A 16,000-nucleotide genomic window follows, 5' to 3' on the forward strand; every position below is an offset into this window, starting at 1 on the left:
CCGCCGCACCGACCACCACACCCATCACCGATCAGACCGACCGAAGCCCCCCATCCACGACGGCCCGCCGAAACTCCCCCCACCGCTCACCGGCGAACCGCAACGGGACGCGATGGCGAGCCTTGGAGTCCCGCACGGCTATCCCGCCAGGAAGGTCGGTGACCTCCACACAGTCGTGCTCTGCTCCGCTGGCCGTCGCCTTGCGCCAGCGCGCAGTGGAGAGGTCATTGATGTGCAACTCATCCATGAAGATCCCCATCAGAAATGGCCTGCTGAAAGTCCGCCCACCGCTCGACGGTGAACCGCAGCGGAGTGCGATACCGAGCTTTCGAGTCCCGCACGGCTATGCCGCCGGGAAGGTCTGCGACCTCCACACAGTTGTGTTCAGGACCGCTGGCGGTGGCCTTGCGCCAGCGAGAGGCTGAGAGGTCATGCGCATGCAGTGCCGCCAGAGCGTCATTCACTTCCGTTGCCTTTCTTCCAGTTGTGAAATGCGTGCGAAAGAGTCCTCCACCGACAGGGCAGCCGCCCGGATGCGATCGACCGCCTGTGCGAAGGTTGACGTGCCGTCGCCCTCAACGTAAGTAGCACCGCTGAGATTCTCCAGCGACACAATTTCCGGGGCCGGCCCGGGGAAGCTGACCAGGCTGAACCCGCCGAAGATCCCCGGGTGGGCGGTGCAGTCAAGCGGCATGATCTGGAGAGTGACGTTGGCCATCTGGGCAACGTCGAGCAGCCTCTGGAGCTGTTCCCGCATGGTGCCCGGCCTCACTGCGAACCGCTGGTGCAGCGCAGCCTCATGGATGATCGCCCACAATTCCAAGGGGCGCTCGGGTCGTGACAACACGGCCTGCCGGGCCCGGCGCACCTCGGTCAGCGCCGCAATCTCCTGTGGCGTCCGGGATAGCGACGTCCCCGTCATGCTCTCCAGCGCGTAGTTGGCCGTCTGCAACAGGCCCGGGATGACCAGTGGGGCCCATTCGCAGATCCGGTCGGCGTCGTCCTCCAGGGAGATGTAGTCGGCGTACGACTGCGACACCACACCGCTGTACGTCTGCCACCAGCCCTTCTTGTCCGCGTCCCGGGCCAGGTTCTCCAGTGCGGTCAGCACCTCGGGGTCGTTTATGCCGTAGCCCCGGAGCAGGGTGGGGACTTGGGTGGGCGGGATCTTCTGGCGGGCGTTCTCGATTTTGGAGAGCTTCGGGGCCGACCAGCCCATGGCCTCGGCCGCGTCGTCCAGGTTCAGGCCGGCCTCGTTGCGGAGCTTCCTCAGCGTTGTGCCGAGCCGCCTTCGGCGGATCGTCGGCACCAGCGGTTGATGGGGCATATTCCGCAGTCTTGCACCATCCCCAGCTCCCTCACGCTCCATCCGAGGCCGCCCATTCACTCTTTAGGGCAGAAACCTTGCGGCCCCTTGAAGACTTAGGGCACCCTCCAAGGGGGTCGCCGAATGTGGCGCCAACCGGGCGCCGGCCCGGCCCACTTGATCCACCATCGGCTGGAGGCCGTCGTGTCCACACCGCAGTCCGCGACCGTGCCTGTCCCGGCCCAAGCCCGGGGCGGGTACTTAAAGCGTCGGAAGCGTGGGTTCTCGCTCTACATCGACGCCTGTGCGGAGCAACTGTGCATGGTCCGTGAGCTGATCGCCCGGACGCTCGGCGATGCCGCCGTGGATCTCGGCACCTGCGAGAACACGCAGCTCGTCGCCTCCGAGCTGGTCGGGAACTGCGTACGGGCCTGCGGGGACCGGGTCCCGCTGGTCATCGAGATCGATGCCGGGCGGGCCGGGGTCTGGGTCAAGGTTCATGATCCGGAACGGAATCGGCTGCCGCGCCGCAAACCCGTCGCCCTCGACGATCCCGTCTCGGAGTCGGGACGCGGGCTGTGGCTGCTGGACCTCCTCGCGCCGGGGTGGCATGTGGTGCCCACCCCGCTCGGCAAACAGGTCGTGTGCTGTCTGCCGTACGAAGCGGGCCGGCCATGACCGGGCCGCACAGCGTTGACGAGTTCACCTTCGCGGGGCATCGGTTCCGGGTCCGCACCGACCCGTCCCTGCGGCTGCTCCAGCTCGCCCGGCTCCGCGACTTCGTCCCGGACCTGGGGCCCGCGATGCCCTGCCGCTGCCGGTACCCGACCACGGTACGTATCCACCACAACGGCGAACTGTTCCAGGACCGCGCCGCCCGGCTCGCCCGGGCGCCCTCGCTGCCCACCACACCCCTGCGCGGCGAGCGCTACCTCTTCTCGGCCATCGGCGACGTCCACTGGTGGCGGCCCGCCGAACCCGCCGGGGGGAACCATCTGTACGCCCGGGACCCGGCCGGGCGCCTGCACATCGTGCTGGACCCGGCCGCCCACGGCACCGAGCACCATCTGCCGCGCGTCATCCGCGAAGTGGTCCTGCGCTGCGCCGAACACCGGCGCTGGGCCTTCTTCCGGGCCTGCGCCGCCGCGACGCTGGGCGGCCAGGGGGTGCTGATCGCCGGGCCGCCCGGCTGCGGCAAGGGCACCGTGCTGCGGGCCCTCACCGTGTACCGGCCGGCGCAGCTGGTCGCCTCGGGGCGCACCGCCGTCACGGCGGACCGCGTTCCGGCGGTGGTCGGGATACCGCTGCCGGTGGGGGAGCGCACCCCGAGGGAGTTCGCGGACGTCTACCGCACCCGGGTGCGCGAACGCGCCCCGCTGCGGCTGGTGGTCCTCCCCCGCCTCACCGGTGACGCCCGGCCGCCCCGGCTGGAACTGCCCGGCCCGGAGTGGGCGCGCGCCGCTCTCGCATCGGTGTGCTGCACCCCGGACGACGAGACGTGGCTGGCGCCCTGGCTGGCCGAACGCACCCGACCACCGGGCGCGTTACGCCTCCAGGCCGCCGCCCTCATCGACCGGATGGTGGCCGGCGTCCGCGTCATCACGGTGACCGCCGGCCGCCACGCCCCCCGCCTCGCCGAACACCTCACCGACACCATCACCCGCCAACTCCCCTGACAACCCGACATGCGCACAGGGAGACCCGGGACCGGGTTCGCCATGAGATGGCCGCACAACGTTCAGCGGATCACGTACCCCCTCCAGTACTTCGAACCGGGTTCCGCACCGCATCGCGCAGGACGGACAGCAGGCGGGCCGCCCGTGAGTCGGGGCGCCTCGGCGGTGTGCGCGCGAGCTGCCCCAACATCGCGCGGGAATACTCTGTCAGCTCGCGTCCAAGCTCCAAGGCGGTGCGCCGCGTACGCACTCGGCGCAGCACGGGTGTCGCAACAGCCATCAGCGACAGAGTCAGCATGATCGCGTAGCCGAAGAACGTAGCGCGGTTGACCCCGTGGCTGATCGACGGCCACACGGCAAGAATGAGCGGCAGCGCGATGGAGGCGACGACAACGACCTGTCGCCCGCGCGGCTCTGCTCTGAATGCCGCACGCCAACTCTGCTCCTGCACCGATTCAATGATGCGGGACCCGATGGCGCCCAGGATCACCGCCCGCCTCCGCATGTGGGAGTGCTCGCGGTCAGTCTGCGGGAGTCCCGCCGACAGGAGACGAGTCAGCTCGGCCGCCTCCTGCCGCCAGCGTGCGCGAGCCACGGGCCGGGGGCCTCTGCCAGTGGCATCCCAGTACAGTTGGCGGGCCGCAATAAACACAAAGAGAGCGGCGAAGACGACGCCAGAAAGTGTGGACCTGGCATCCTCGCCGATCATGCCACCGGCGTAGCCACCCAACAGACCTACCACGGTGAGCAGTAACGGCGTCTGGAACAACGTCGAGTGCCGGTGGTCGGGCAGTTCATGCAGGTGTCGTTCGACATCCGATACGCGACGCCGCAACAACAGCGACACCACTTCGCCCCCCAGCGTGGCAACGACATAGATCATCTCGATGCCGAGCAAGGTCATCCACGCATACATCTCCACTGGTCGCAGCATAGAGCGCAGCCGGATGACCGGTTATTGACAGCAGCATTGTGGTTGTTGTGCGACAGCGATTCCGGCATCACCCCCTGGGAGGGCGTGGGGCGGCCTAATCTCCGGGCGCGACCCGGCCGACACCCGCCGCCCCTCCTGGTCCCCGATGCCGGCTCGCCCAACGGGCCACTCAGGCGCAAGGAAGGCCGGAGTGAACCGAGACGGCCGCCACCGGGTTCCTTTCGGTGGCGGCCGTGGAGGCCGTGCGGGCCGAGTTGGGGGTCAGAAGGGGTACGCGGGGAAGGTGCAGGTGGGCACGGATCCGGTGCCGCCGGTCACCGTGCTGGTGCTCACTCCGGTGCCGGACGGCTTGACGGTCGAGTTGTGCAGGGCGACGGCCGCGTACTGGCTGTCGGTGGTGTTCACGTCCAGGGCGATGTTGAGCAGCGTGACGTCCAGCGGGTTGGCCGCGTTGTAGCCGATGAACTCCGAGCGGGCGCCGGAGACCGAGTTCGTGGCCCGTACCCCGTTCACCACGATCCCGCTGAACACCGGCGTGGAGCCGCTGCCGCTCGCATAGTGGGTGTTGAACACCAGCGGGCGCTTCACCAGCGTGATGCAGTTGCTCTCGTAGGTCACCCGGGTCACCGGCCCGCCGTTCGAGCCGCCGCTCTTGATGCGCAGGCCGACGCTGTGGCCGCTCGGGTTCCCGTACGCGTCGGTCCCGGTGAGGGTGTTGTTGCGCACCAGGACGTTGCTGACGCCGGAGTTGGTCTCGCTGCCGATCGAGATGCCGTGGGTGCCGTAGAAGTGGCTGTCCCGGACGGTGATGTTCTTCGAGGGGGCGCTGCCGCCCTTGATGGCGATGCCGTCGTCGCCGGTCATGATGTACGAGTGGGCGATCGTCACATCGGTGGCGCCGGCCGGGTCGATGCCGTCCGTGTTGCGGGCGGTGGCCGGGGTCTTGATGCGGACGCCCCAGGCGGTGAAGCCGGTGGCGTTCTGGTACGAGACGTGGAAGTTCGCCGCGTTGACCAGGTCGAGGTGGTGCAGCGTGAAGTTGTCGGCCTTCGTCGCCTGGATGAGGCGCGGGTTGTTCTGTTTGGCGTTCTGCTCCTTGGCCTGCGCGGCCAGGTCCCACCAGGTGGTGGCCGTGGCGGTGCCGCGCAGCCGCAGGTCGCCGCGCCCGTCGATGCGGCCCTGGCGGCCGTCGGCGCCGCGCTCTCCGTGGATGCCGGCGTTGGCGGCGCCGACGGTGAGCAGCGCCCGGCAGCCGCCGGATTCCGGGCCGACCGTGCCGCAGGCCGGCTTGCCGCTGATCTGGTAGTCGGCGGGGTTGAGCGACCCGTACAGGGTCACCCGGCTGTCCAGCACCAGCACCACCCCGCGCGGGATGGTCAGCGGGCCGGTCAGGAACGCCACATGGTCGCCGCTGGCGGCCAGCCGCACCGCGACCTGCCCGGAGCCGGAGCCGCCCTGCGCGCAGCCGTCCAGGGCCTGCTGGACGCGTACGGTGTCGGGCGGCGCCGCCTCCTGTGTCTCGCCGGACTTGCGGGAGGCCATCGTCAGCTTGGCGTTGAGGGTCTGGCACACGGTGGCGGGCGCGGCCGGCTCGCGCACCGTACGGCTGTCGCCGGTGGCGAGCGGCGGGACGGTGGCGGCGCCGGAGGTGGTCGCGGCCATCAGCAGGCCGCCGACGGCGAGTACCCCGGCGAGGGAGGCGCTGACCGCGACCCTCGTCCGGGTGAAGGACGGGGCGCGGTGCCCCCTGCGGCCGGGTCCGGGTCTGTCTGTGTGCATCTGCTGGTCGTCCTTCCCACGGAACAAACGATCTTCAGCATCTCGTCGCCGCCGCCCCGCCAGGGGTTGCCGTCACCCCGCCGAAAACCTCCGTGGTGTAAATCACACCGGATGTTCACCTCTCCTCCGCCTACGGAGCGCAGCCGAAGAACACCGGAAAAACGGAAAAGCGGAGCGGCCGGCATCGTGATTACGATGCCGGCCGCTCCGACTGGTGCGCGAGGGGGGAGTTGAACCCCCACGCCCTTTCGGGCACTGGAACCTGAATCCAGCGCGTCTGCCTATTCCGCCACCCGCGCATTGGGTGTTGCCGCCTTGTGCTGACCGGGCCTTGGCCCCTGGCGACGAACAGAAGATTAGCACGCACCGGGCACCGCTCTCACCTCGGCAATCCACGCCCCCGACCCGCGCCGCCGCGACCCCGGCCCACGGCCGTAATCCCTCCCCATCCCTCCGCAGAACCTCCGCGCATGCGGGACACTGTTCTCTGCTCCCCTTTACGATCCCGGGGGGAGCAGCGGCGTGGGTGCGGGGACCGTCCGGGGCCATCCCGGGAACCACCTGATCGTCTCGCGCGTGGATACGATCAGTAAGCACTACCGCGCCGAACCGCAGGCTGTCGGGACACCGGAAGGAGGTGCGTCATGGGAGTCTTGAAGCGTTTCGAGCAGCGCCTCGAAGGTCTCGTCAACGGCACCTTCGCCAAGGTCTTCAAGTCCGAGGTGCAGCCGGTGGAGATCGCCGGCGCGCTCCAGCGCGAGTGCGACAACAACGCCACCATCTGGAACCGCGACCGCACCGTCGTTCCCAACGACTTCATCGTCGAGCTGAGCGGCGGCGACTACGAGCGGCTGGCCCCGTACTCCGGGCAGCTCGGCGACGAACTGGCCGGAATGGTCCGGGAGTACGCCAAGCAGCAGCGCTACACCTTCATGGGCGAGATCAAGGTCAACCTGGAGAAGGCGCCCAACCTCGACACCGGCCTGTACCGGGTCCGCAGCCGCACCCTGGCCGCCAGCAGCAGCGCGCAGCAGAGCCCCGGCGCCCCGGCGTACGGCGCCCCTCCCACGGCGTCCCCGCACTCCCCGCCGCCCGGCGCCCCGGCCCGCCCGGCCGGCGCGCCCCCGCTGCCCGCCGGACCGCCGCCCGGCGCGGCCCCCGGTGTGCGCGGTACGGTGCGCCGCTGGGTGGAGATCAACGGCGCGCGGCACCAGATCTCGCGCCCCACCCTGGTGCTCGGCCGCAGCACCGAGGCGGACGTCCGGATCGATGACCCCGGGGTCTCCCGGCGGCACTGCGAGATCCAGGCCACAGAACCGGCCACAATCCGGGACCTGGGCTCGACCAACGGCATCGTGGTCGACGGGCAGCACACCAAACGCGCTACGCTCCGCGACGGCTCACGCGTCGTCGTGGGCAGCACCACCATCATTTACCGGCAAGCCGAAGGGTGAAGCGGGGGCAATGTCAGAGCTGACCCTGACGGTCATGAGGCTGGGTTTCCTGGCCGTCCTGTGGCTGTTCGTGATCGTGGCCGTGCAGGTGATCCGCAGCGACCTGTTCGGCACCCGGGTCACCCAGCGCGGCGCCACCCGCCAGGGCGGCAACGCCCCGATGCAGCCGCGTGCCCGGCAGCAGCAGAAGCCGGAGCAGGCCAAGCCCGCCCGCGGCGGCCGGGGCGGCGGGCGGCAGCGCCGCGGCGCCCCCACCAAGCTGGTGATCACCGAGGGTTCTCTCACCGGAACCACTGTCGCCCTGGCGGGACAGACCATTACGCTCGGCCGGGCACACGACTCGACGATCGTGCTGGACGACGACTACGCCTCGGGGCGGCACGCCAGGATCTACCCCGACCGCGACGGCCAGTGGATCGTCGAGGATCTCGGATCGACCAATGGCACCTACCTTGAGCGCGGCCGGCTGACCACGCCGCAGCCGATCCCGCCCGGAGCGCCGATCCGGATCGGCAAGACGGTCATCGAGCTGCGGAAGTAGGGACGGCCACCATGAGGACCGGGATCACCGGGATGACCGGAGGGCGGGCAGCGTGTTCGGAGCCCCGGAACGGGCGGGTGAGGTGAGCATGACACTGTCCTTGAGATTCGCCGCCGGATCACACGTCGGCATGATCCGCGACCACAACGAGGACTCCGGCTACGCCGGCCCCCGCCTCCTCGCCATCGCGGACGGCATGGGCGGCCAGGCCGCCGGCGAGGTCGCCTCCTCCGAAGTGATCTCCACCCTCGTCCAGCTCGACGACGACATCCCCGGCTCCGACATCCTCACCTCCCTCGACTCCTCCGTGCAGGCCGCCAACGACCGGCTGCGCTCCATGGTCGAGGAGGACTCCCGCCTCGACGGCATGGGCACCACCCTCACCGCACTGCTGTGGACCGGCCAGCGGCTCGGCGTCGTCCACGTCGGCGACTCCCGCGCCTACCTGCTGCGCGGCGGCGAGCTGACCCAGATCACCCAGGACCACACCTGGGTGCAGCGGCTCGTCGACGAGGGCCGCATCACCGAGGAAGAGGCCACCACCCACCCGCAGCGCTCGCTGCTGATGCGGGCCCTGGGCAGCGCCGACCACATCGAGGCCGACCTCTCCATCCGCGAGGTACGGGCCGGCGACCGCTATCTGGTCTGCTCGGACGGCCTGTCCGGCGTCGTCAGCCACGACACCCTCCAGGACACCCTCGGCGCCTTCCTGCCCCCGCAGGACACCATCCGCGACCTCATCGAGCTGGCCCTGCGCGGCGGCGGCCCCGACAACATCACCTGCATCGTCGCCGACGTGCTGGACGTCGGCACCCAGGAGGGCGACACCCTCGCCCAGCAGCTGTACGACGCCCCGCAGATCGTCGGCGCCGTCGCCGAGGTACAGGCCCAGACCGGCGGCGACGCCCCGGCCACCCCCGCCTCCCGCGCCGCCGAACTCGGCCGCCAGCAGCCCGGCACCCCCGGCGGCGGACCCGGGGCCGACGGCCAGGGCGGGGTACCGCCCGGCACCTTCGGCGCCTTCACCGACGACGAGTACGTACCGCAGCGCCCCCGGCGCCGCCCCTGGCGCACCGTAAGCCTCTCCGTCCTCGCCCTCGCCGTCATCGGCGGCGGCCTGTACGCCGGCTACCGCTGGACCCAGAACCAGTTCTACGTCGGCGCCAACGGCGACCACGTCGCGCTCTTCCAGGGCGTCAGCCAGGACCTGGGCCCGCTCAGCCTGTCCAGCGTCAAGGAGGACCACCCCGAGATCCCCCTGGCCCTGCTCCCCGACTACCAGCGCAGCCAGGTCGAGGGCTTCATCTCCGTCAACGATCTCGCCGAGGGCAACGCCCGGATCGCCGAGCTGGGCGAGCAGGCCGACGCCTGCCAGGCGCTCGCCGACCAGCGCGACGCCCTCGCGGCGGCCGAGCAGCACAAGCAGGACGAGCAGGACGCCAAGAACGACGGCAACAACGTCACCCCGGACAACCCGGAGAACCCGGAGAACCCGGAGAACCCGGACGACTCGGAGGACCCTGAAGCCACCGAACCCCCCACCGGGGGCGGCGCAGCAGCCGGCCCCGGCCCCGAGATCCCGACCCTCACCGAACGCCAGCAGCAGCTCGCGCGGTACTGCGCCTCTTAGCCGGCGTCCCGCGTAAGCGAGGCCCGTGCCCGCGCCCACCCGGGCGGCACGGCCTGGCGCGACCCAGAGACCTGAAGCGATGAGCACCAGCAACACCACCGTCTCCACCGGCGGGCTGCCCAGCCGCCGGAACACCGAGCTGGCGATGCTCGTGTTCGCCGTGCTCATCCCCGTGCTGGCCTACGCCAACGTGGGCCTCGCCAAGGACGGCTCGATCCCCGCCGGCACCCTCCAGTACGGCCTGGGCCTGGGTGCGATGGCCGCCGTGGCGCACCTGGTGGTACGGCGCTGGGCCCCGTACGCCGACCCGCTCATGCTGCCGATCGCCACCCTCCTCAACGGCATGGGACTGGTACTGATCTGGCGGCTGGACCTGGAGCCGTCCATCACCACCGCCAAGCTCGGCGGCGCGATGGCCCCCAACCAGCTCATGTGGTCCGCGCTCGGGGTGGCGCTCTTCCTCGGCGTGCTGATCTTCCTCAAGGACCACCGCATCCTCCAGCGCTACACCTACATCTCCATGGTGGTCGCGCTGATCCTGCTGATCTCCCCGCTGTTCTTCGGCGAGGTCAACGGCGCCCGGATCTGGGTCACCATCCCCGGCGTCGGCTCGCTCCAGCCCGGCGAGTTCGCCAAGATCGTCATCGCCGTCTTCTTCGCCGGCTACCTGATGGTCAAGCGCGACGCCCTCGCGCTCGCCTCCCGCCGGGTGCTCGGCGTCTACCTCCCACGCGGCCGTGACCTGGGCCCGATCCTGGCGATCTGGGCGGTCTCGCTCATGATCCTCATCTTCGAGACCGACCTGGGCATGTCCCTGCTGTTCTTCGGGATCTTCGTGGTGATGCTGTACGTCGCCACCGAGCGCACCAGCTGGATCATCTTCGGCCTGCTGCTGTCGGTCTCCGGCGCGGTCGTCGTCGCCAACGCCAACAGCCACGTCGGCCAGCGCGTCGACAACTGGCTCAACCCGCTCGCGCTCCAGAACGGCGGCGTCACCGAGACCGCCCAGTCGATGTACGCCTTCGGCTCCGGCGGCCTGTTCGGCTCCGGCCTCGGCCAGGGCTACTCACGGCTCATCGGCGGCATCGCCACCAAGTCCGACTACATCCTGGCCACCGTCGGCGAGGAGCTGGGCCTGGTCGGCCTGATGGCCGTCATCCTGCTGTACGGGCTGCTCATCCAGCGCGGCCTGCGGACCGCGCTGGCCGCCCGCGACCCGTTCGGCAAGCTGCTCGCGGTCGGCCTGTCCGGGGTCTTCGCCATCCAGATCTTCGTCGTGGCCGGCGGGGTCACCGGGCTCATCCCGCTGACCGGCATGACCATGCCGTTCCTCGCCCAGGGCGGCTCGTCCGTCATCGCGAACTGGGCCTTGATCGCGCTCCTACTTCGGATCAGCGACACTGCACGACGACCCGCACCCGCCCCCGCGCCCAACACGGACGTCGAACAGACTCAGGTAGTACGAGTATGAACAAACCAATGCGACGCGTCGCGGTCTTCTGCGGCCTGCTCATCCTCGCCCTGCTGGTCCGGGTCAACTGGGTGCAGTTCGTCCAGGCCGACGAGCTCCAGACGGACGCCAACAACCGGCGGGTCCTCATCGAGCGGTACGCCCACCCGCGCGGCGACATCATCGTCGACGGCCAGCCCATCACCGGCTCGGTCGAGACCGACGACAACGACTTCACGTACAAGCGCACCTACACCGACGGCGAGATGTGGGCGCCGGTCACCGGCTTCGCCTCGCTCTTCAACACCACCCTGCTCGAAGGCATCTACGACTCGATCCTCACCGGGGACGACGACCGGCTGTTCTTCAACCGCACGATCGACATGCTCACCGGCAAGGACCGCACCGGCGGCAACGTCGTCACCACCCTGAACGAGGACGCCCAGCGGGCCGCCTTCGAGGGGCTGGGCGACAAGAAGGGCGCGGTCGCCGCGATCGATCCGCGCACCGGCGAGATCCTCGCCCTGGTCTCCACCCCCTCCTACGACCCCTCCACCTTCACCGGCAACACCTCCGAGGACACCGAGGCGTGGAGCGCGCTCCAGAAGGAGAACGATCCCGACGACCCGATGCTCAACCGGGCGCTGCGCGAGACCTACCCGCCCGGCTCCACCTTCAAGGTGGTCACGGCGGCGGCGGCGCTGGAGAACGGGCTGCTGGACGGCGTGGACACCAAGACCGACTACCCCGAGCCGTTCGAACTGCCCGGTACCAACGGCCGTACCCTGGACAACCTCATCAAGGGCCGCTGCGCGGACGCCACGATCCGCATCGCCCTGGAGGACTCCTGCAACACCGTCTTCGCCGGCATCAGCGATGAGCTGGGCAACGAGACGATGATGGAGACCGCCGAGTCCTTCGGCTTCAACGAGGAGATCTTCACCCCGGTCCGCGCCGAGGCCAGCCAGTACCCCGAGGACAACGCGCCGCAGAACGCCATGGCCGGCATCGGCCAGGCGTCCAACCGGGCCACCCCGCTCCAGATGGCCATGGTCGCCGCCGCCATCGCCAACGACGGCAAGCTCATGCAGCCGTACATGGTGGACCGGCTGGAGGCCCCGAACCTCAATGTGATCGAGCAGACCGAGCCGCAGGAGATGAGCCGGCCGCTGTCCGCCGAGAACGCCCAGGCGCTCCAGTCCGCCATGGAGTCCGTGGTCGAGGAGGGCACCGCCTTCAACGCCAAGATCGACGGCGTGAAGGTCGGCGGCAAGACCGGCACCGCGCAGCACGGTGAGAACAACGCGGCCATCCCGTACGCCTGGTTCATCTCCTACGCGATGACCGACAACGGCTCCCCGGTCGCGGTCGCCGTCGTGGTCGAGAACGGCTCCGACGACCGCAGCGAGGTCGGCGGCAACGCGCTCGCCGCCCCCATCGCCAAGGACGTCATGGAAGCCGTCCTGGCCGGCCAGAATTGACCGCACCGTGACAACCGCGCCCACCCGTCACACGTCATACACATGACCGGCCCGTACCGGCCCCTTCCCGGCGGCACGCGATACCGGTTGCGTATCAGCGAGCGGCCGGGGGCCGGGCCCCCGGCCCGCGGCGGGTACCGTAAGCCAGAGCTTGGACCCCTCGTGCCCGAGGTCGGGGGACCCCAGCCGGGCCGACCACAGGTGCGGCCGGGATCGAACGGAGAGGGCAGCAATCATGGATGAGCCGCGTCGCCTCGGCGGGCGGTACGAGATCGGCCATGTGCTCGGTCGCGGAGGCATGGCCGAGGTGCACCTGGCCCATGACACGCGTCTCGGCCGTACCGTCGCCGTCAAGACCCTGCGCACCGACCTCGCCCGCGACCCCACGTTCCAGGCCCGCTTCCGCCGCGAGGCGCAGTCCGCGGCCTCGCTGAACCATCCCGCGATCGTCGCGGTGTACGACACCGGCGAGGACTACGTCGACGGGATCTCCATCCCGTACATCGTGATGGAGTACGTGGACGGCTCCACGCTGCGTGAGCTGCTGCACTCCGGGCGCAAGCTGCTGCCCGAGCGCGCGCTGGAGATGACGATCGGGGTGCTCCAGGCGCTGGAGTACTCGCACCGCAACGGGATCGTGCACCGCGACATCAAGCCGGCGAACGTGATGCTCACCACGTCCGGCCAGGTCAAGGTGATGGACTTCGGAATCGCCCGGGCCATGGGCGATTCCGGCATGACCATGACGCAGACGTCGGCCGTGATCGGCACCGCCCAGTACCTGTCGCCCGAGCAGGCGAAGGGCGAGCAGGTCGACAACCGGTCCGATCTGTACTCCACGGGCTGCCTGCTGTACGAGCTGCTGGCGGTCCGGCCGCCGTTCATCGGGGACTCCCCGGTGGCGGTGGCGTACCAGCATGTGCGCGAGGAGCCGCAGCCGCCGAGCGTCTTCGATCCGGAGGTCACCCCGGACACCGACGCCATCGTGCTCAAGGCCCTGATGAAGGACCCCGACTACCGCTACCAGAACGCCGACGAGATGCGCGCCGACATCGAGGCGGCCCTCGACGGCCGCCCGATCTCGGCCGCGCTGCCGGTGGGCGCGGCGGCGTACGGGTACGACGACCGGCCGACGACCGCGCTGCGGGCGGCCGACCCGGGGACCGCGATGCTGCCGCCGGCCGACGGCGACCGGTACGACGACGGCTACGGGCGGGCGGACCGGCGGCAGCGCAAGAGCAATCTGTCGACGATCCTGCTGGTGCTGGCCGGGGTGCTGGTGCTGATCGGCGCGATCTTCATCGGCAAGGCGCTGTTCGCGGGGGACACCCCGCCCAGTTCGATCAAGGTGCCCAACCTCGCCGGGCAGACCCTTGAGGACGCGGAGAAGCTGGCCAACGGCTTCGTCCTCAAGGAGGAGGGCAGCAAGCCGTGCGAGGAGCCCGAGGGCACCATCTGCGAGACCGACCCGGCGGCCGGCTCCGAGATCGAGCGCGGTGACACCGTCACCGCGATCATGTCGGAGGGCCCGGCGGCGATCGAGGTCCCGGATGTGACGGACAAGACGTTCGACGAGGCGAAGGGCGAGCTGGAGGACGCGGGCTTCAGCGACATCCAGCAGGAGTCCGAGGTGAGCACCACCGTCGAGCCGGGCACGGTGCTCTCCCAGGATCCGAAGGCGGGCGCGGAGGCCAAGCCGGACGCGACCATCACCCTGACGGTGGCGGCGGCGCCGGACACCGTGTCGGTGCCGGACGTGGTGGGCAGGACGTTCGACGAGGCGAAGGCCACCCTGGAGGGCGCGGGCTTCGTCGTCACCCGGGTCAACCAGACGGATGACTCGCGGCCCGAGAACACGGTGATCAGCCAGAACCCGGGCGCCGGGGGCCAGCACACGCCGAACGGCACGGTGACCCTGACGGTGGCCCAGCCGTCGCCGAACCAGCAGCCGGAGCAGGTCGGGATTCCCGACCTGACCAACCAGCCGCTGAACTCGGCCCGGCAGCAGCTGGAGCAGTCGGGCCTGCGGGTGAAGGTGGAGGGGCCGGACAACGACACGGCCGTCGTCTACGCCACCAACCCGGGTGCGGGCACCCAGGTGGACAAGGACTCCGAGGTCACCGTCTACACCTACGACCCGGGCCAGGTCGGCGACCCGGCCGGGGCGGACGGCGGCGGCGACAACGGCGGAAACAACGGGAACAACGGGAACAACAGCGGCAGCTGGCCCTTCGGCGGGGGAACCGGCTGACCGTGACCGCCGCCGGGGCGAGCCCCCGGGGCGTTACCGGACCGGGGTACGGGTGAGGGCCCGGCAGCATTGCTGCCGGGCCCTCACCCGTACCCGCAGGCGCGCATCCGTACCCGCGGGCGCGCATCCGCCCGGCGCGGCCGGCCGCTGCCGTGGTGGCTTGCGGGCCGGTTACGGGCGCGGTGCGCTGTCCTCGCCCAGGATGTCGGGGGCGGGTGCTCCCGTGGAGTCGGCGGCGTCGAGTTCGGTCGCGGGGGTGGGCTCCATCAGCCAGTCGGGGCTGGACTGGTTCTGCCACCAGCGCCAGGCGAGGACCGCGGTGCCCACCAGCACGCCGGCCACGCCGAGCCGTCGCAGCCCGCGCCGTCGCCGGGCGGCGCAGCGGCGGCGGTGGATGGCCTGCTGGATCTCCCGGTTGGTCACCTGCCCGCGCAGCGCCGCGAAGGCCGCCGCCGACCGGGCCGCCGCCTCCTGGGAGGCCGGGCCGGCCGCCGCGATGGCGGCCTCGATGCGCGGTCCGGCCACGTCCCGGGTGCGGATCGCCGCGATCCGGGCCCGCTCGGCGGCCCGTACGGCGGCGGCGTCCATGCCCTCGGGCAGGTTCTGCCGGGCCTGGTTGAGCCCCTGCTGGAGGCCGTCCCGGGCGGCGCCGGCCGCCCGCTGGGCGTGTGGTGCCAGATAGGTTCCGGCGTCCCGCGCGTAGCAGGCGGCCTGCTCCCGTACCGACCGCGCCTGTCGTGGTCGCATGCGCGTGCGAGTCATATGTCCTCCTCAGTACCGCTTTTAGGCAGTACATACCGCTATCTCCGCTTGTGTGGAAATCATGCCGCTTGGGGGAGGTATCAGCACGCGAAACGGGCATCCGGGCGCAGGGTGTGTCGTCAGCGCATGGCAGGATCGTTGACCGTCACTGACGTAAACGGAAGGTACATCGTGGCTGAGAAGCTGTACGCCACCCTGAAGACGAACCGCGGCGACATCGAGGTGGAGCTCTTCCCGAACCACGCGCCGCAGACGGTGAAGAACTTCACCGAGCTGGCCCAGGGCACCCGGGAGTGGGTGGACCCCAACACCGGTGCCAAGACCAACGCCAAGCTGTACGACGGCACGGTCTTCCACCGGGTGATCGAGGGCTTCATGCTCCAGGGCGGCGACCCGCTGGGCAACGGCACGGGCGGTCCGGGCTACAAGTTCAAGGACGAGATCCACCCCGACCTGGCCTTCACCAAGCCCTACCTGCTGGCGATGGCCAACGCCGGCCCGGGCACCAACGGCTCGCAGTTCTTCATCACCGTGTCCCCCACCACCTGGCTGACCGGCAAGCACACCATCTTCGGTGAGGTCACCTCCGGCCAGGAGGTCGTCGACGCGATCGCGGCCACCGACACCAACCCCCGTAACGACCGCCCCGTCAACGACGTGGTGATCGAGACCGTGGTCATCGAGACCCGCTGACCCGGCGCTGACCCAGCGCTGACCCGGGCCCGTATCCCGGGAA

15 protein-coding genes and 1 tRNA gene are annotated in these 16,000 nt (G+C 70.2%); 9 read left to right on the top strand and 7 right to left on the bottom strand.

All coding sequences use genetic code 11. The annotated features are described in order from the left end of the window. Nucleotides 1-31: 31 nt before the first annotated feature. From AC5WRL_RS22650 to AC5WRL_RS22660, 3 genes are read right to left on the bottom strand one after another with little or no spacing between them, the layout of a single operon-like run. Nucleotides 32-259, bottom strand: coding sequence for a DUF397 domain-containing protein (locus AC5WRL_RS22650; RefSeq protein WP_496090479.1), 228 nt, complete (start codon nucleotides 257-259; stop codon nucleotides 32-34). Continuing rightward, nucleotides 240-464 carry a DUF397 domain-containing protein gene (locus tag AC5WRL_RS22655; protein ID WP_496090480.1) on the bottom strand — a complete coding sequence of 75 codons (225 nt, stop codon included), beginning with the start codon at nucleotides 462-464 and terminating at the stop codon, nucleotides 240-242. Before AC5WRL_RS22655 ends, AC5WRL_RS22650 begins: the two co-directional genes overlap by 20 nt. Continuing rightward, nucleotides 461-1,327 carry a helix-turn-helix domain-containing protein gene (locus AC5WRL_RS22660; RefSeq protein ID WP_496090481.1) on the bottom strand — a complete coding sequence of 289 codons (867 nt, stop codon included), beginning with the start codon at nucleotides 1,325-1,327 and terminating at the stop codon, nucleotides 461-463. Before AC5WRL_RS22660 ends, AC5WRL_RS22655 begins: the two co-directional genes overlap by 4 nt. 300 nt (nucleotides 1,328-1,627) lie before the next feature. On the opposite strand from AC5WRL_RS22660, the gene AC5WRL_RS22665 reads away from it, so the two are divergent. Both AC5WRL_RS22665 and AC5WRL_RS22670 read left to right on the top strand, forming a co-directional pair. Next, nucleotides 1,628-1,984 carry an ATP-binding protein gene (locus tag AC5WRL_RS22665; protein WP_496090482.1) on the top strand — a complete coding sequence of 119 codons (357 nt, stop codon included), beginning with the start codon at nucleotides 1,628-1,630 and terminating at the stop codon, nucleotides 1,982-1,984. Beyond that, nucleotides 1,981-2,982: a hypothetical protein gene (locus AC5WRL_RS22670; RefSeq protein ID WP_496090483.1), complete on the top strand. Its 1,002-nt coding sequence runs from the start codon at nucleotides 1,981-1,983 to the stop codon at nucleotides 2,980-2,982. Before AC5WRL_RS22665 ends, AC5WRL_RS22670 begins: the two co-directional genes overlap by 4 nt. A gap of 70 nt (nucleotides 2,983-3,052) precedes the next feature. Here the strand turns inward: AC5WRL_RS22670 and AC5WRL_RS22675 are convergent, their stop codons facing one another. The 3 genes from AC5WRL_RS22675 to AC5WRL_RS22685 form a co-directional block, all read right to left on the bottom strand. After that, nucleotides 3,053-3,904: a hypothetical protein gene (locus AC5WRL_RS22675; protein ID WP_496090484.1), complete on the bottom strand. Its 852-nt coding sequence runs from the start codon at nucleotides 3,902-3,904 to the stop codon at nucleotides 3,053-3,055. Nucleotides 3,905-4,177: 273 nt separating this feature from the next. Further along, nucleotides 4,178-5,695 (bottom strand): glycoside hydrolase family 28 protein, encoded by a 1,518-nt coding sequence (locus tag AC5WRL_RS22680; RefSeq protein ID WP_496090485.1) that lies wholly within the window; start codon nucleotides 5,693-5,695, stop codon nucleotides 4,178-4,180. Between the two features lie 212 nt (nucleotides 5,696-5,907). Further along, nucleotides 5,908-5,994: transfer RNA gene (locus AC5WRL_RS22685), tRNA-Leu, on the bottom strand. 345 nt (nucleotides 5,995-6,339) lie between these two features. Here AC5WRL_RS22685 and AC5WRL_RS22690 point away from each other — a divergent pair. The 6 genes from AC5WRL_RS22690 to pknB all read left to right on the top strand — a co-directional run bounded on the left by AC5WRL_RS22690 (nucleotide 6,340) and on the right by pknB (nucleotide 14,502). Then, nucleotides 6,340-7,149 (top strand): FHA domain-containing protein, encoded by an 810-nt coding sequence (locus AC5WRL_RS22690; RefSeq protein WP_496090486.1) that lies wholly within the window; start codon nucleotides 6,340-6,342, stop codon nucleotides 7,147-7,149. A gap of 10 nt (nucleotides 7,150-7,159) precedes the next feature. Continuing rightward, nucleotides 7,160-7,690, top strand: coding sequence for an FHA domain-containing protein FhaB/FipA (locus AC5WRL_RS22695; protein ID WP_496090487.1), 531 nt, complete (start codon nucleotides 7,160-7,162; stop codon nucleotides 7,688-7,690). 88 nt (nucleotides 7,691-7,778) lie between these two features. Then, nucleotides 7,779-9,320, top strand: coding sequence for a PP2C family protein-serine/threonine phosphatase (locus AC5WRL_RS22700; protein ID WP_496090488.1), 1,542 nt, complete (start codon nucleotides 7,779-7,781; stop codon nucleotides 9,318-9,320). A 79-nt stretch (nucleotides 9,321-9,399) separates the two neighbouring features. Continuing rightward, entirely contained in the window at nucleotides 9,400-10,791 is a 1,392-nt protein-coding gene (locus tag AC5WRL_RS22705) for an FtsW/RodA/SpoVE family cell cycle protein (protein ID WP_496090489.1), read from the top strand. After that, the gene (locus AC5WRL_RS22710; RefSeq protein WP_496090490.1) at nucleotides 10,788-12,251 is read left to right on the top strand and encodes a peptidoglycan D,D-transpeptidase FtsI family protein; all 1,464 of its coding nucleotides are present in this window, start codon (nucleotides 10,788-10,790) and stop codon (nucleotides 12,249-12,251) included. Before AC5WRL_RS22705 ends, AC5WRL_RS22710 begins: the two co-directional genes overlap by 4 nt. A gap of 235 nt (nucleotides 12,252-12,486) precedes the next feature. Next, the gene (pknB, locus tag AC5WRL_RS22715) at nucleotides 12,487-14,502 is read left to right on the top strand and encodes a Stk1 family PASTA domain-containing Ser/Thr kinase (RefSeq protein ID WP_496090491.1); all 2,016 of its coding nucleotides are present in this window, start codon (nucleotides 12,487-12,489) and stop codon (nucleotides 14,500-14,502) included. A 171-nt stretch (nucleotides 14,503-14,673) separates the two neighbouring features. On the opposite strand, the gene AC5WRL_RS22720 is transcribed toward pknB, so the two are convergent. After that, nucleotides 14,674-15,264 (bottom strand): DUF5324 family protein, encoded by a 591-nt coding sequence (locus tag AC5WRL_RS22720; RefSeq protein ID WP_496090492.1) that lies wholly within the window; start codon nucleotides 15,262-15,264, stop codon nucleotides 14,674-14,676. A 171-nt stretch (nucleotides 15,265-15,435) separates the two neighbouring features. Between AC5WRL_RS22720 and AC5WRL_RS22725 the strand changes: the two genes are divergently transcribed. Further along, on the top strand, nucleotides 15,436-15,957 hold the full coding sequence (locus AC5WRL_RS22725) for a peptidylprolyl isomerase (RefSeq protein ID WP_496090493.1): 522 nt from the start codon (nucleotides 15,436-15,438) through the stop codon (nucleotides 15,955-15,957). Nucleotides 15,958-16,000 lie beyond the last annotated feature (43 nt).

The organism is Streptomyces sp. NTD107, from assembly GCF_059510435.1.